At 61.3% G+C, this 15,158-nt stretch carries 18 protein-coding genes and 1 tRNA gene; 7 read left to right on the forward strand and 12 right to left on the reverse strand.

Annotated features, from left to right (window positions below; genetic code table 11):
- Positions 1-114: 114 nt before the first annotated feature.
- From ABMA32_RS15485 to typA, 4 genes are all read right to left on the reverse strand, one after another.
- A complete protein-coding gene (locus ABMA32_RS15485; protein ID WP_349014640.1) occupies positions 115-729 on the reverse strand; it encodes a LysE family translocator in 615 nt (204 codons plus the stop codon).
- Positions 730-797: 68 nt separating this feature from the next.
- Positions 798-1,709: a DMT family transporter gene (locus tag ABMA32_RS15490; protein WP_349014641.1), complete on the reverse strand. Its 912-nt coding sequence runs from the start codon at positions 1,707-1,709 to the stop codon at positions 798-800.
- A gap of 96 nt (positions 1,710-1,805) precedes the next feature.
- The gene (locus ABMA32_RS15495) at positions 1,806-2,165 is read right to left on the reverse strand and encodes a hypothetical protein (RefSeq protein ID WP_349014642.1); all 360 of its coding nucleotides are present in this window, start codon (positions 2,163-2,165) and stop codon (positions 1,806-1,808) included.
- Positions 2,166-2,239: 74 nt separating this feature from the next.
- Positions 2,240-4,069 carry a translational GTPase TypA gene (gene typA, locus ABMA32_RS15500; protein WP_349014643.1) on the reverse strand — a complete coding sequence of 610 codons (1,830 nt, stop codon included), beginning with the start codon at positions 4,067-4,069 and terminating at the stop codon, positions 2,240-2,242.
- Positions 4,070-4,250: 181 nt separating this feature from the next.
- On the opposite strand from typA, the gene ABMA32_RS15505 reads away from it, so the two are divergent.
- Positions 4,251-4,532: a hypothetical protein gene (locus tag ABMA32_RS15505; protein ID WP_349014644.1), complete on the forward strand. Its 282-nt coding sequence runs from the start codon at positions 4,251-4,253 to the stop codon at positions 4,530-4,532.
- A 31-nt stretch (positions 4,533-4,563) separates the two neighbouring features.
- On the opposite strand, the gene ABMA32_RS15510 is transcribed toward ABMA32_RS15505, so the two are convergent.
- From ABMA32_RS15510 to ABMA32_RS15525, 4 genes are all read right to left on the reverse strand, one after another.
- A complete protein-coding gene (locus ABMA32_RS15510) occupies positions 4,564-6,612 on the reverse strand; it encodes a M3 family metallopeptidase (protein WP_425475531.1) in 2,049 nt (682 codons plus the stop codon).
- Positions 6,613-6,690: 78 nt separating this feature from the next.
- Entirely contained in the window at positions 6,691-7,338 is a 648-nt protein-coding gene (locus ABMA32_RS15515) for a carbonic anhydrase (protein ID WP_349014645.1), read from the reverse strand.
- A gap of 60 nt (positions 7,339-7,398) precedes the next feature.
- On the reverse strand, positions 7,399-8,280 hold the full coding sequence (pdxY, locus tag ABMA32_RS15520; protein WP_349014646.1) for a pyridoxal kinase PdxY: 882 nt from the start codon (positions 8,278-8,280) through the stop codon (positions 7,399-7,401).
- A 3-nt stretch (positions 8,281-8,283) separates the two neighbouring features.
- Complete coding sequence (locus tag ABMA32_RS15525) at positions 8,284-8,544, reverse strand: hypothetical protein (RefSeq protein WP_349014647.1); 261 nt, start codon at positions 8,542-8,544, stop codon at positions 8,284-8,286.
- Between the two features lie 45 nt (positions 8,545-8,589).
- On the opposite strand from ABMA32_RS15525, the gene ABMA32_RS15530 reads away from it, so the two are divergent.
- The 5 genes from ABMA32_RS15530 to ppa all read left to right on the forward strand — a co-directional run bounded on the left by ABMA32_RS15530 (position 8,590) and on the right by ppa (position 12,003).
- Complete coding sequence (locus tag ABMA32_RS15530) at positions 8,590-9,222, forward strand: LemA family protein (RefSeq protein ID WP_349014648.1); 633 nt, start codon at positions 8,590-8,592, stop codon at positions 9,220-9,222.
- Between the two features lie 94 nt (positions 9,223-9,316).
- Complete coding sequence (locus ABMA32_RS15535; RefSeq protein ID WP_349014763.1) at positions 9,317-10,102, forward strand: TPM domain-containing protein; 786 nt, start codon at positions 9,317-9,319, stop codon at positions 10,100-10,102.
- Positions 10,102-10,740, forward strand: a complete 639-nt coding sequence (locus ABMA32_RS15540) for a TPM domain-containing protein (RefSeq protein WP_349014649.1) — start codon at positions 10,102-10,104, stop codon at positions 10,738-10,740. Before ABMA32_RS15535 ends, ABMA32_RS15540 begins: the two co-directional genes overlap by 1 nt.
- A gap of 115 nt (positions 10,741-10,855) precedes the next feature.
- Complete coding sequence (locus ABMA32_RS15545) at positions 10,856-11,362, forward strand: GNAT family N-acetyltransferase (protein WP_349014650.1); 507 nt, start codon at positions 10,856-10,858, stop codon at positions 11,360-11,362.
- 104 nt (positions 11,363-11,466) lie between these two features.
- Positions 11,467-12,003 carry an inorganic diphosphatase gene (gene ppa / locus ABMA32_RS15550; RefSeq protein WP_349014651.1) on the forward strand — a complete coding sequence of 179 codons (537 nt, stop codon included), beginning with the start codon at positions 11,467-11,469 and terminating at the stop codon, positions 12,001-12,003.
- Here the strand turns inward: ppa and ABMA32_RS15555 are convergent, their stop codons facing one another.
- Genes ABMA32_RS15555 through ABMA32_RS15565 form a run of 3 tightly spaced genes read right to left on the reverse strand, consistent with a single transcriptional unit; the run spans position 12,004 to position 13,269 of the window.
- A complete protein-coding gene (locus tag ABMA32_RS15555) occupies positions 12,004-12,591 on the reverse strand; it encodes a hypothetical protein (protein ID WP_349014652.1) in 588 nt (195 codons plus the stop codon). It abuts the gene before it with no gap.
- A 32-nt stretch (positions 12,592-12,623) separates the two neighbouring features.
- Entirely contained in the window at positions 12,624-12,959 is a 336-nt protein-coding gene (locus ABMA32_RS15560) for a DUF167 family protein (protein ID WP_349014653.1), read from the reverse strand.
- A 19-nt stretch (positions 12,960-12,978) separates the two neighbouring features.
- On the reverse strand, positions 12,979-13,269 hold the full coding sequence (locus ABMA32_RS15565; RefSeq protein WP_349014654.1) for a YggT family protein: 291 nt from the start codon (positions 13,267-13,269) through the stop codon (positions 12,979-12,981).
- A gap of 124 nt (positions 13,270-13,393) precedes the next feature.
- Here ABMA32_RS15565 and ABMA32_RS15570 point away from each other — a divergent pair.
- Positions 13,394-13,469: transfer RNA gene (locus ABMA32_RS15570), tRNA-Ala, on the forward strand.
- 611 nt (positions 13,470-14,080) lie between these two features.
- Here the strand turns inward: ABMA32_RS15570 and ABMA32_RS15575 are convergent.
- The gene (locus tag ABMA32_RS15575) at positions 14,081-15,118 is read right to left on the reverse strand and encodes a winged helix-turn-helix domain-containing protein (RefSeq protein WP_349014655.1); all 1,038 of its coding nucleotides are present in this window, start codon (positions 15,116-15,118) and stop codon (positions 14,081-14,083) included.
- Between the last annotated feature and the right edge of the window lie 40 nt (positions 15,119-15,158).

Below are 15,158 nucleotides of genomic sequence, written 5' to 3' on the forward strand. Positions count from 1 at the left end.
CGTCGAATCCCTCCCTCGAAGCATGCTTTTGCGACTATGGTAGCAGAAGGCTACAGTTTGGCGACCATCTGCCGCCGTTTCACATGCCGACATGACGTGAAGGAGATGCGACTGTCAGGGCCGCGTCGCGATCGCCGCCGCCGCTCCGGCCATAGTTCCGGCACTTACCCGGTTGGCTATGCGCATGGCGCGCTCGCTCTTCAGCAGCCGCCGCGCCTGCGCTGCAGCGATGACCCAGGTCAGGTCGATGGCGATAAGCACCAGCGCCATTGTGAGCGTCAGCTCGACCCAACCGAGAATCGTTACGGAGCCGAGGTCGATTATGGTCGGCAGGAGCGCCAAATAGAACATCATGATCTTCGGATTGCCGAGCGTGACGGCCATGCCAGCGAGGAAAAGCTTTGCCGGCGAATCTTCGCGCGGCATGGCGCCATCCCGAACCACGACCGGCGCAGTCCACATCTTCCATGCAAGCCGGGCCAAATAGGCGACCCCGACCCATTTCACGACGACGAAAGCGAGGTGGAAGGTCTGCGCGACAAACGCGAGCCCGAACACGGCCATTGAAAGCCATATCGCTTCGCCGATCCACATGGCAGCCAGAAACGAAAAGACATCGCGGAAGCCCTTCGCGATGACGCGCGACACAAGGGCCGCAATCGATGGGCCGGGCGATCCTGCGGCCACGATAAGCGCGCCGGCAAAGATCAGAAGCGATGTCAGGTCCATCGGATTTCCTCCCCAAAGATCATAACCACTTTGTTTGACCCAGCCAAATGGCTGACCAAGCCCCTCGATCAGATGGCGGCCACCTCGATGGGTTCGGCGAGCTTGGGCTTCGAGCGGGATGCTAGCAGGCACCCGAGGGTGATCAACACCGCGCCGGCAACTGTAGACGCGCCCACAGCCTCATCGAAAAAGAACCATCCGAGCAGGATCGCCCAGACGAATGCCGAATATTCCGTCGGTATCAAATATTGAGCCTCGGTGCGGCCGTAGGCCCAGCTCAACATGGCATGCCCTCCGAGAGCCAGCACTGTCACGCCGATGATCGGCGCCCACTGGTCCGGGGCTGGCCACAGACCAAACCAGGGCGCCGCCGCACCTAGCAGGACCAACGCAACCAGATTCGTGAAAAACACGACTTCCAACGGCTTCGCGACAAGCGACTGACGGCGGGTCAGCACCAGATTATAGGCATAGAAGAAAGCGGAAGCGAGGATTGCGACCACCCCAAGCAGGGCGTCAGGCGCGTAGTTGCCTGCGCCAAACCTGCCGAACAGGATAATCACCACCCCGACCATGCCGATGATGGACGCCAGGATGACGGACCGGCCAATTCGCTCGCCCAACATGATGGCGGCCATGAAAAGCGCCACCAGCGGCGCGACGAAAGACAATGCAATCGCTTCGGCGAGCGGAAGGCGGCCGACTCCCCAGAAGAACAGCAACCCGACGAAACACATGACGATGCCGCGTTGAATATGGAGCCGCAGGGCATTTGCATCGGGGCGCGTTTGTTTAGTTGCCTTCCATGCTGTTCCCGCCGCGATGCTGGCGAAGACACTGCGCCACAGAAGCGCGTTATAGGCGCCGATCGTCAGGACCAGACCCTTGACTGCCGCGTCCATTGCCGAAAGCAGGAAGACGCCAGCGAGGCAGACAAGGATGGGTAACAAGGGGGATGTGCTGTTTCTGATGTTCGACACGGGCTCGATCCGGCGGGAGTTCGCGGTTAGATCGAACCGACGTGAACACACAGATACAGGCCGGCCTATTTTCCGGTCCAGCGCAAGCGCCAGTGGCTACTTGATCACGCGAAGCACGGGCAACCGCCGTCTTGGGGCGTACGGACTGTCCGGATTGACGTCCAGGTCGACATCCTTCACGCAACTTTGGGTATTCCCGTGACGCTCGCCCATACGCCATGGCCTTTCGACGATTTCTGCCTTCTCTACCTCTGAAAGCGTCAGGCATTTCCATCGACCGCTTACCGCGCCGCTGCTACTGGAACCGGCGAACTGCCAGACGAGCGCCTTTTCGACGCTGCCCGAGTGACCAAGGATGACGGGGCAGATCGCGCGTGGATGCCCTTGGTAACGGCAGGCGATCGGCCTGCGCTTCGCCATCGCCCGCTCGAAGAGCTGGTAGGTGTTGCTTGGCATGAAAAAAACTCCGCTCGGCACAAGCCAAACGGAGTTTAGTTAAGAGGCGTTCCTGCGGAAGCCCGAGGAAAAGCTTAGGCCGCGCCAGCGAGCTTCTGCTTTTCGAAGCGCTTGCGGTCGTTCGGATCCAGATAGAGCTTGCGCAGCCGGATCGTCTTCGGTGTCACTTCCATCAGCTCGTCGTCCTGGATCCACGACAGGGCGCGGTCGAGGGTCATGCGGATCGGCGGGGTCAGCTTCACGGCTTCGTCCTTGCCGGCGGCGCGGATGTTGGTGAGCTGCTTGCCCTTCAGCACGTTGACCTCGAGGTCGTTGTCGCGGCTATGGATGCCGATGATCATGCCCTGATAAACCTTCTCGCCCGGCTCGATGATCATCGGGCCGCGATCTTCAAGGTTGAACATGGCGTAAGCGACGGCTTCGCCCGAGGCATTGGAGAGCAGAACGCCGTTTGTACGACCGGCGATCACACCCCTGAACGGCTGGTAGTCGTGGAACAGACGGTTCATGACGGCGGTGCCGCGCGTGTCGGTCAGAAGTTCCGACTGATAGCCGATCAGGCCGCGGGTCGGAGCGTAGAAACGGAGGCGCTGGCGATTGCCGCCGGACGGACGCAGTTCGACCATCTCGGCCTTTCGCTCGGACATCTTCTGCACGACGATGCCGGAGTGCTCCTCGTCGACGTCGATGACGACTTCCTCGATCGGCTCCATCATCTGGCCGGTGGTCTCGTCCTTATGCATGACGACGCGCGGACGCGAGACGGCGAGTTCAAAGCCCTCGCGACGCATGGTCTCGATCAGCACGGCGAGCTGCAATTCGCCGCGGCCGGACACGTAGAAGGAGTCCTTGCCCTCGGCTTCCTCGATCTTCAGCGCGACGTTGCCTTCGGCTTCCTTGAACAGCCGGTCGCGGATGACGCGGCTGGTGACCTTGTCGCCCTCGGTGCCGGCGAGCGGGCTGTCGTTGACGATGAAGGACATGGTGACCGTCGGCGGGTCGATCGGCTGCGCCTTCATAGCCTCCGTGACAGCCGGATCGCAAAACGTGTCGGCGACGGTGCCCTTGGAGAGGCCGGCGATGGCGACGATGTCGCCTGCCTGCGCATCCTCGATGGGCTGCCGCTCAATGCCACGGAAGGCGAGGATCTTGGAGATGCGGCCGGTTTCGATGGTCTTGCCGTCCTGCCCGAGAACCTTGACCGCCTGGTTCGGCTTGACCGAACCAGAGGCGATACGCCCGGTGATGATGCGGCCGAGGAACGGATTGGCCTCGAGAATGGTACCGATCATGCGGAACGGGCCTTCCTCCACAGTCGGCTCGGGAACGTGCTTCAGCACGAGGTCGAGCAGCGGTGCGAGACCCTCGTCCTTGGGACCCTCCGGATTGACGTTCATCCAGCCATCGCGGCCCGAACCGTAAAGGATCGGGAAGTCGAGCTGATCGTCGGTCGCGTCGAGATTGGCGAAGAGGTCGAACACCTCGTTTATGACTTCGACATGGCGGCCGTCGGGACGGTCGATCTTGTTGATCGCAACGATCGGCTTCAGGCCGACCTTGAGCGCCTTTCCGACCACGAACTTGGTCTGCGGCATCGGGCCTTCCGAAGCGTCGACGAGCACGATGGCGCCGTCCACCATGGAGAGGATGCGCTCGACTTCGCCGCCGAAGTCGGCGTGGCCGGGGGTGTCGACGATGTTGATGCGGGTGTTCTTCCAGACAATCGACGTAGCCTTGGCGAGGATCGTGATGCCACGTTCCTTCTCGAGGTCGTTTGAATCCATGACGCGCTCGGCGACGCGCTGGTTCTCACGGAAGGAGCCGGACTGTTTCAGGAGCTGGTCGACGAGTGTAGTCTTGCCATGGTCGACATGCGCGATGATCGCGATGTTGCGAAGTTTCATGATCGTATCTCGGGAGTGGGGCGGCACGCGGATACCGGCGCCGCAACTTCAGTTGCGCGGCTCATACAGGTTTTTTCGCAGTTGCGAAAGGGGGCTATTGGTTACCGAAAATTAGGGATCTGGGCCGACAATTAAAAGTGTAACAAGGCGGATCGATTCCCCGCCAGAAAAGTTAACGGCCATGAACACGGCTTTTTCTCGCGTTTTCCGAAGCACAGTCGCAACCGCGTCGGTAGCACTCCTGCTAGCAGCAGGTGTTGCCCACTCGACCGGGACGCGCCAGATCGAAGGGCCGGCTTTGCCTCAGTCGGCTGCGGAAGAAGCTTTTCCTGACGCGGCGTTCGGCGTCGATCACATGGTGACCGGCCCGACTTCGCCCGAATTCAAGCGTCAGCAAGCTGACGCAGGCTGCGATCAGGCCATTTGGCCGGATGTACCCCTGACCTGCTATCCCAAGCGCTGAAGCAAACTCGTGGAACGTGACTGCTTGGCGGTCAGGCTAGGCCGCGCTTGGCCATCATCGCGTCTGGCGTCGGCATCTTGCCCCGAAATTCCGTGTAGAGCGCTTCCGGGTCGGCCGAGCCGCCAGCGGAATAGATATGCTTCTTCAGCTTCGCTGCCATCTCGGGATTGAAGGCGTCGCCGGCTTCCTCGAACGCGGAAAAGGCGTCGGCGTCGAGCACTTCCGACCACATGTAGGAATAGTAGCCGGCCGAATAGCCGTCGCCTGAGAAGACATGAGAGAAATGCGGCGTTCGGTGCCGCATGACGATGGCATCCGGCATGCCAAGCTTTTTCAGGGTCTCGGCTTCGAAAGCCTGTGGATCGGCGGGCGCATCCTTTTGTGAATGATAGGCCATGTCGACAAGCGCGGACGATGTGAATTCTACCGTCCGGAAGCCGGCGTCGAACGTGCTGGCAGCCAGCATCTTGTCGAGCAGGGCCTGCGGCATGGCCTCTCCCGTTTTGTAGTGGCGCGCGAATTTTTCGAGCACGGCCGGAACGGTCAGCCAATGTTCGTAGAGCTGCGATGGCAGTTCCACGAAGTCGCGCGAAACGGACGTGCCGGACTGGGATGGCCAGTATGCTTCCGTCAGCAGGCCATGCAGCGCATGGCCGAATTCATGGAACAGCGTCTTTGCTTCGTCGAGCGACAACAGCGCCGGCTCGCCAGCCGGCGGTTTGGCGAAATTCATGATGTTGTAGATGAACGGACTGGACCCGTGACCGAGCCGGTAGCCTGACTGGAGCGAACTCATCCATGCGCCCGAACGCTTGGAAGGCCGGGCGAAATAGTCGGCGAGGAACAGGCCGCGACGCGATCCGTCGGCGTTCAGGACCTCGAAAAGACGCGCATCGGGGTGCCAGGCGGGTACGCCCTGCTTTTCGGAGAAGGTGACGCCGAATAGGCGCGTCGCGACATCGAAGCAGGCGGCGATGATCTGTTCGAGCTGAAGGTAGGGCTTCAGCTCGGCTTCGTCGAAGGCGTATCTTTCGGCGCGCAGCTTCTCCTGGTAGAAGCGCCAATCCCAGGCTGCCAGCTTCTCGTTGCTGCCCGCGGCCGCTGCGAGACGCTGTAGTTCGGCTTCGTCGGCTGCGGCCTTTTCCCGCGCCTTTTCCCAGACGGGTTCGAGAAGTTCGAACACCGCCTTCGGCGTCTTGGCCATCGTGTCGTCGAGCTTGAGCGCCGCGAAACTTTCGTAGCCGAGCAGCTTCGCCTTTTCGGCGCGCAGGGCCAGCATCTTCTTCACGACGGGGGCGTTGTCGGTCTCGCCACCGGTTTCGCCGCGACTGATAAAAGCCTTGAAGGCTTTTTCGCGCAGGTCGCGCCGTTCGGAGAAGGTGGTGAAGGGCTCGTAGATCGAACGCGACAGTGTGACCGCATACTCGCCCTTTCGGCCACGGGATTCCGCTGCGCCAGCCATCGCGCTTTTCAGGAATTCGGGCAGACCTGCAAGATCGTCCGCGCCGAGGAACATCACCCATTCCTTTTCGTCCGCCAGCACATTCTGGCTGAAGGTAGTGCCGAGCGAGGACAATTCCTCGTTGACCGCCGCAAGCCGCTTCTTGCCATGGGCGTCGAGCTTCGCGCCCGACTTCACAAAGCCTTTCCAGCTCTTTTCCACCAGCCGCAACGTCTCGGGGTCGAGGCCGAGCGAGGACCGCCGCTGGTAGAGGTCGTCGATGCGCGCGAACAGCTTCTCGTTCATCGAGATCGCCGAATAGTGCCGCGACATTTTCGGGGCGATCTCGCGTTCCATCGCCTGGATGGTGTCGTTGGTGTTGGCACCGGTCTTGCACCAGAAGATCGCCGACACACGGTCCAGCGGGTCGCCGGACAGCTCCATAGCCGCAAAGGTGTTGTCGACTGTCGGGACCTCGGGATTGTCGGCTATCGCGTCGATGTCGGCTTGGTGCGCAGCCAGTGCGGCGTCGAAAACCGGTCCGAAATCGGCGTCGTCGATGCGCGAAAAGTCCGGCAGACCAAGGGGGCCGTCCCAATGCGTGAGCGGATGGCGATCGAGATCGACGGGCTTTGTCATGAAAATTTCCTACAGGTGGGTCTTGGGCGATGTAGGTGCGGCTTCGCTGTACCGCAACGCGATGCGCCGCGTCGTCGATCAGATCGCCGGGTCAGGACGCTCGAAATCGCCGGTGTCGCGGTTCATGACCCACAATTCGCCGGTCGAGATGTCGAACCACGCGCCGGAAATCGTCAGCCTCTCCTTGCCCTCGAGAATCTTCACGCAGGGAAAGGTGCGCAAATTGGCGATCGAATAGCGGATGGAAATGCGCTCCAGCGCCGTCTGGCGCTCGGAGGCCGTCATCAGGGTGGAGCCTGCGACGGTTTCCGCAGCTGGGGCAATCAGGCTCATCCACTTGCCGATGAAGTCACCCGGCGAAAGCGGTGTGGCTGAGGTGTTCAGCGCCGCCCCGATGCCGCCGCAGCGACCGTGGCCGAGGACGACGATGTGCTTCACCTTCAGGCTCTGGACAGCGAATTCCAGCGCGGCCGAAGTCGAATGATGGCGCCCGTCCGGCTCGTAGGGGGGCACCAGATTGGCGACGTTGCGGACGACAAAAAGCTCGCCCGGCCCGGCATCGAAGATCGACTCCGGCGCGGCGCGGGAATCACAACAGGCGATCACCATCGTTTCGGGAGACTGTCCGTCCCGCGCGAGCGCGCGGTAGCGATCGCTTTCGGAAGCGTAGCGGCCGCTCATGAAATTGCGGTAGCCGGCGATTAGATGTTCAGGAAGATGGACCATGGGCAGACATTAACGGCATTTTTTTGCACTGCAACGTGGGTTAGTCAGCTAAAGCAACGATCAAGCCAGTCGTTCGCCTTCGTTCGTAAGACGGCGCATTTCGACTGCGGCCGCCGGACGGGAGAGGCTGACGGCGTCCGTTTCGAGCTGAAGCTCGTCGCCGCCCCGCTCGGCGGCCCGCGAGAGCACCTCATAGACTGTCGCCGTTGTCGTCCGTAGCGCCTGCTCGTCCGCGTTACCGGCCAGCAAGCGCGCCAGGAACACCGAGGAAGTGAGGTCGCCCATGCCGCTGGGCGGACCTGAAATCTGTCGATGTTCGGCCAGCAGCGCGTCGTTCTTCGTCACGAGCAGATTACCGATTTCACCCAGCGAGCGCCCCGGCGATGAGGTCACCAGCATACGGGCAGGACCAAGCTTTCGCGCCGCAGCGATGATATCGGCAAGGCCGCGCAGCTTGTGGCCGGCGATCCATTCCAGTTCGTAACGGTTCGGCGTCGAGACGTCGGCGAGGGGGATGAGGAGATCGCGCATCGCGGCAGCGGTTGTCTCCGGGACATAGAGACCTTCCTTATCGCCCATGACCGGGTCGCAGACGTAGAGCGCCTTCGGGTTCTGCGCCTTGACGCTGCGGACGAGGGAAGCCACGTCGGCCGCCTGTTCGGCGTTCCCGAGATAGCCCGACAGCACCGCGCCGACCTCGCCAAGCCACGCAGCCTGCTCGAGGTCTCTCGTGAAGGCGGAAAACTGCTCTGGAATCGGCACAATGCGCGTTGATGGGCCATGTCCGGTGTGCCAGGGCAAAATCACGGTGGGAACCGCCCAGACCGGATATCCTAGCGTCTCAAGGGCGAAAACAGCGGCTCGGTTGCCCACCGATCCCCGCGCCACATGGCTGGAGATCACGATAACCGCCCGGGGTGCTGCGATGGATTCAGGGGTCATTTTTCAGTGGCCTTGGGCAAGATACATGACGAGCCAGAAGATGAGGAAGACGAGGAACAGGGCTCCTATCGTTCGTCCGATGCGCGTCCCCCAATACTCCGCCCAGTCGCTCTGGTCTACATCGGAGGCCGTCAGGTGGTCTCGCGCCCTGTTGGCGGCACGATCGATGGCGCCTCGGCCGCCGGCCTCGGCCTCCTGGGACACGCGTTCCAATATGCGCCGGGATTCAGCGCGTTCTTCATCGTGTCTTTCCGACCCAGCCATGCTAATTCTCGTTTCGGTTCAGTCATGACCTTGAGGGATGATCCCATGCTTGCCAAGCTTTCCCGCAACCTTCTCGCCGTTCGAGTGCCTACGTTTCTGGCTCTTTTGTTGCTGCCCCTGCTCTCGGCTTGCGGCTACAATACCATCCCGACGCAGGAAGAGCAGGCCAAGGCGGCCTGGAGCGAGGTCCTGAACCAGTATCAGCGCCGCGCCGACCTCATTCCCAATCTGGTCGAGACGGTGAAGGGCTACGCCTCCCACGAAAGGGAAGTGCTTGAAAGCGTTGTCGAGGCGCGCGCGAAAGCGACCCAGGTGACGGTCACGCCCGAAACGCTGAGCGACCCCGAGGCGTTCAAGGCGTTTCAGGACAACCAGGCCGGCCTGACCAGCGCGCTTTCGCGGCTGCTGGCCGTCGTCGAAAACTATCCGGACCTCAAGGCGAACCAGAACTTCCTGGCGCTGCAGGCGCAGCTTGAGGGAACCGAGAACCGCATTGCCGTGGCCCGGCGCGACTACATCGAAGCCGTGCGTGTCTATAACACGTCGCTCAGGACTTTCCCGTCCATGCTGTGGAACACGCTGTGGTTCGGCAACAAGCCGTTCCAGAACTTCACGGCCGCGGATGACGCCATGGAGCCACCGAAGGTCGATTTCGGCACGCAACAGCAGGGCGGTTGATCCTTTCATCGCGGGGCGGGTCGTGACGCCTTTCACACCCAACCCTTTTGCCGATCCCCGTCCGGGTCGGTATGTCGTTGTCGCATGCCTTGCACTGTTGCTCGTCGCATGCGCGCACCTTGCATCAGCGCAGAGCTTGCCGACGCTCACCGGGCGGGTTGTCGACAATGCGGGCCTGATCGAACCCGGACCCGAGGCGGAACTCGTTCGAAAGCTCGAGGATTTCGAGAAAAAGTCCTCGGACCAGATCGTCGTCGCAACCATCCCCAGCCTTAACGGCGAAGCGATCGAACCTTACGCCAACCGGCTGTTCCGCACGTGGGGCCTTGGCCAAGCCGGCGAGGACAACGGCATCCTGCTTCTCGTGGCGCGCGACGACCGCAAGATGCGCATCGAGGTCGGTTACGGGCTCGAGGGCACACTGACCGACCTCCACTCCAGGCTGATCATCGAAAACACCATGGTGCCAGCCTTCCGTGCCGGGGATTTCTCCGGGGGAATTTCGCGGGCAGTCGACGACATCGTCATGGTGCTCGATGGCAACGCCGCCGAGCTGGAGGCAAGAGCGAAGCGCAACCAGGATACCAGTTGGGATCCAGACACGCTCATCATTGCGCTGTTCCTCATCGTCTGGGCGACGCTGTTCTTCGGCGGCTTCGCCATGTCGATCCTGCCGCGCATCTACGGGCGCAAGCTGGGGCCGGGCCGCTATGAATGGCTCGGCATGACCTTCAATTATAATTCAAGCGGCCGCTCGTCATCCGGCGGCTGGAGCGGCGGTTCGTCCGGCGGCGGCTGGTCAGGTGGATCGTCAGGCGGCGGCGGATTTTCCGGCGGTGGCGGTTCGTCGGGCGGCGGCGGGTCTTCGGGGAGCTGGTAATGAAGAGGTCCGCCATCACCGAGCAAGAACACCAGCGCGTCGCCGAGGCGATCCGGAATGCCGAGGTCTCGACATCAGGAGAAATCTATTGCGTGGTGGCGCAGCGCAGCGACGGCTATTTCTTTTCCTCCTCGCTGGTCGTCATCCTGTCGATCCTCGTCATCAGCCTCGGCGTCGCGTTCCTGATCGAGACGTGGTGGCTGACCATGCGGCTGCCTGTCTTCGTTGGCGCGCAATTGCTAGCGATCGCGCTGGCGCTGCTGCTGATCTACGCGCTGCCCGACATCCGCGTGCGACTGGCGCCGCGCCGATGGCAATACATGCGTGCGCATGACAACGCGTTGAAGCAGTTCCTTGCACGCAACGTCCATTTGACTGCCGAACGCACAGGCGTGCTGATATTCGTGTCACTGGCCGAGCGCTACGCCGAGATCATCGCCGACGCAAGGATCGCAGCGAAGGTGCCGCAGGAGATGTGGGATTCAATCGTCGCGGGGCTGATCGAAGACGCCGGGAACGAGAGGCTGACCGATGGGTTCGTGACTGCAATCGCCGCCGTGGGCGCTCTGCTTTCGGAGCATTTTCCAGTACGCGTCGACGATATCAACGAACTCGACGACCACCTCGTCGAAATTTGATCCCATCGACTAGCCGGCGATTGTCGGTGCCGGCGATTGTCGGTGCCGGCGATTGTCGGTGGTGGACAATAGCCGCTTGCCAGAGAGTCCGCGCAGTGTTTATGGTTAATAGATCATGAACACGCTGACGATTGATATCAGGAAGGCTGAACCGCGCGATGCGGCGTCCATCGCCGAGGTCCATTACGAAGCATGGACCGGCGCCTACAGCGGCATCATCCCGCACCGGGCGCTGACCAAGATGATCGGCCGGCGCGGCGCCGAATGGTGGGCGAATGCGATCAGGCGCGCGGCGAGCGTGATTGTCATCGAGATCGGCGGGAAGCTGGCCGGCTACGCAACGATCGGCAAGAATCGCGCCCGCGAGCTGTCGCAGCAGGGCGAAATCTACGAGCTCTACCTTCGGCCCGAATATCAGGGCATCGGACTTGGCAGCCGGCTGTTTGCCGAAGCCCGCAACCGGCTTGCCGCCTCCGGGCTTCACGGCCTCGTCGTCTGGGCGCTTGAGGACAATTCCGGAGCTTTGTCCTTCTACCAGGGTGCCGGCGGCCGTGACGTGGCCGAGGGGGTCGAAGTCTTCGACCAGAAGGCGCTGAAGAAGATCGCCTTCATCTGGGATTGAGCGTTTCCAGCTTTCCGCTAGGTTAGGCCGACCGCGACAACCGGTGTGTTGCGCTTGCATTGCCACGCCGATATCGATGCGGTCAGTCATCAAGAGGGACGCGCATGCGCATTGAAGCGGTACCAATCGGCAAGAATCCGCCGGAAGACGTCAACGTCATCATTGAAGTGCCGATCGGCGGCGAGCCGATCAAATACGAGATGGACAAGGACGCAGGCACGCTTTTCGTGGACCGCTTCCTGCACACGTCCATGCGCTACCCCGGTAACTACGGCTTCGTGCCGCATACGCTTTCGGGCGACGGCGATCCGGTGGACGTGCTCGTCTGCAACACGCGCGCGCTCGTGCCGGGCTGCGTCATCAATGTCAGGCCGATCGGCGTGCTGGTGATGGAAGACAATGCCGGGCAGGACGAGAAGGTGATCGCCGTTCCTTCGCCCAAGCTCACGCTGCGCTACGAGAACGTGACGGAATACACCCAGCTCCCGGATATCACGCTCCAGCAGGTGCAGCACTTCTTCGAGCACTACAAGGATCTGGAGCCCGGCAAATGGGTGAAGATCGGCGGCTGGTACGATGCCGCACGCGCAAAGCAGATGATCGTTGAGGCGATCGAGCGCGGAAAGACCGAAAAAGGCTGATCAGTCGCTGCGGCTGAAGTCGGGGACCTCCCCTGTCACTGTCCACTTGTCCGTGCCGCAGGCGAAGCCGCGCGCCTTGTCGTCGGCGATCTTGCGGGCAGCATCGTTCGCGCCGGCGTTACCGCTGGCGCGGACGAGCCCGACGACGCATCCGTCCTGCTGCCCGATCTGGCCGACCTTGGAAACGACCAGGACTTCCGTTTTCTTCTTCGGATTGTCGGGGTCGTCGCTGACAAACCAGCGGTGGATCGTTGCGAAGGGGATCGATGTCGATCCCTCGGTATCGATACGCCATTCGATCTTGGGACCCGTGCTGTTGAAGGCCGAGAAGCTTTCCCATACCTGACGGCCCTTGGCGGGGAAGCCGTACAGGACGGATTCGCGCAGGTCGCCCGAAAAGATCAGGACCGGATATCCGCGCCAGCCATCGCAGACGAAATTGGCGAACTCGCCGCCTTCCTCGTTGGCCGAGAAGATCGAGCAATTCTTGTCGGTATCGATGTCGGTATAGGCGCTCGATATATCGCCGGCAACCGAGGGTTGGCCGATCAGCAGACTTGCGAAAGCTGCGAGCAGGACTCTTTTCATCTGCGTGTTCCTTCGAAGGAGGCTCACGCAGTCTATGCGCGCTTGCCGGCTTGCGCCACCGCCTCGCCAAGTGCGGCGGCAAGATCGTCCGGGTTACCACTCAGACGGACGGTCTTCAGCCGGGACGTCGATCCTCCGATGATGGCGACGCTGCTTCTGGGGAGCCCAAGCCTCGCGGCCAGGAGGCTTTCCAATGCCGCGTTCGCTGCTCCCTTGTCGGGGATCGCGCGGACTCGCGCGGCGAGATGGACGGCGCCGTCAGCCTGCACGCCAAGACCGTCTATGGCATCGGCAGAGGATTTCGGCGTCACCCGGACGGATACGGCGATGCCGTCCGGGCGTATCCGGTAGCAGTCCGTGACTGCCATGCGCGAAACCAGCCTCGGCCTAGATCACTAGAGGAGCAATCGTCGACCATAACAGTTCTCTGATGAAATAGATGATGAGCAGCAGCACGATCGGTGAGATGTCGATGCCACCGAGATCCGGCATGAAGCGCCGGATTGGCCGCAACGCCGGTTCGGTCAGCTTGAACAGCATGTTGCCGACAGCACCGACGAACTGGTTGCGCGGGTTGACGACGTTGAAGGCGTAAAGCCAGGAGAAGATCGCTGAGCCGATGATGATCCACCAGTAAAGATAGAGAGCAAGGTCGATCGTCCTGATGAGCGCCAGCATGCCATTCTCCCGTTAACCAAGCGACATTTAGCCATTGGCCGACGAGGCCACAAGGCCTGCGACGGTCCGGCGTCGCCGCTTGACAGTCGGGGACGCCAATCGATAAATGCGCCATCCGCCGAACGGGGCTGTAGCTCAGCTGGGAGAGCGCGTCGTTCGCAATGACGAGGTCAGGGGTTCGATCCCCCTCAGCTCCACCAACGGCGGTATGTATCCAATTGAAATGTATGCAGGAATTGGAACAGTGCTGCGCTGTCCCCACTTGCATCCCCACTTTGGCCGTTTGCGCCCTCAGTGGCTGAGCCCAATGAAACGCCCGACCACTTTGTTGATGGTTCGCGGCTAGGCGGCCAGTGCCGTCATCAGCTTTTCAATTCGCTCGATGTGGCAGTAGCGGGCATGATGAAGATATTGACCGCCGTGAGTCACCCTCGAAACGTGGATCGCCTCGGCCAGGCGAGAACTCGAACAAGATGCCGGTCACCTGCTTGAAGCGAGAACGACCTCGTTCACGCCGCCGCCAATTTGTAGGCGGCAAGGATCGCTTTGCTGTGGCCGGCGTCAGGGCGTTAACGGGACTGAACAGATACCAATCGGTAAGTTATGCAGCCGTCAGGGACCAGTTTCCTGTCTCGGCAAATTCGCGAATTCGATCCGCAAAGGCGAGATAGATTTCACGCAAAATGGAGACGAGGTTCTGAAAACGCCACACAGTTTCAGTCAGCCGATCCGCGTTAGCGGGACGCGAGGATCGTAGCCGGTAGTACGGTTGGCTGTAGGGGAGCCCGCCCAGCGCTGGACTCCACGTCGACTATCCGCACCGATCGCCACGACCGTTTCGAACGAGCCAATCGACATTCCCGGAAGAAACACCAACATCCTTGTACATGCTGTCGTCGGCCCCGAGCAGCCGGCGTTTCAAAAGCCACACCTCCACCTCGCGCCGGACTGTCCGCATTGTCGCCTTGGCCCTCTGCCGCGCTTGTTCAGCGGCGCGAAGCTGCATGTCGTCCGCAAAACCCGGATCCAGTTCGATAGATCTCTCGATCAGCAAACGAGCGGGCCTATTCCCTTTCACCGACTGCTTGACCAGCGGCAGCAGATCAGAAACGCTGTTCAAGATCCTTGCCACTATCTCATCCTGCAGCGCGAAGACATCTGCGAGATCCCGATCGAATCGTTCGGCCCACAGTGGGCGATTGTCGTGCGTATCGATGATCTGGGCGCTGATCCGGATCCGATCAGCGGCACGGCGTACGCTCCCCTCGATCACATAGCGCACGTTGAGATCCGTAGCGATTGACCGGATATCGGCCTGCTTGCCTTTGTAAACGAAAGAGGAATGGCGTGCGATCACCAGGAGACCGGCGACCTTCGACAGGTCCGTGATCAAATCCTCGGCCAATCCGTCGCCGACATACTCTTGCTCGGGATCGCTGCTCATATTGGTGAACGGCATCACCGCAATAGAAGGCGTTGAACCAGTCGCTTGCGGCACCGGCGCATCGACTGCGGTGTCTATGTAGCTATTTCGTAACGGCCTCGAATGCACCAGCCTGTATCCAACGCGCGGAACAGTTGCGATCCACGCTTCGCCGTCAGCCGACCGGCCGAGGACCTTGCGAAGTGCAGCGATCTGGACGGTAAGATTGCTCTCCTCGACGTTCGTGCATGGCCACGCAGCATCCATTAATGCCGACTTTGTCACGACCTCGCCATTTGCTTTCAATAGGGCCTGCAGTAGCGCCCGGCCTCTGGTTCCGACGGCAACCGGAGACCCATGTCGCAACAAGATCCCGTGTCCGCAATCGAATGCGAACGAACCGAACGTGACGAGTTGAAGCGACATAACCAATCATATCGTCTTTTCGAAGATTTCGGAATAGTTC

It is taken from the genome of Mesorhizobium quangtriensis (assembly GCF_040081925.1).
GTDB lineage: Bacteria > Pseudomonadota > Alphaproteobacteria > Rhizobiales > Rhizobiaceae > Mesorhizobium_K > Mesorhizobium_K quangtriensis.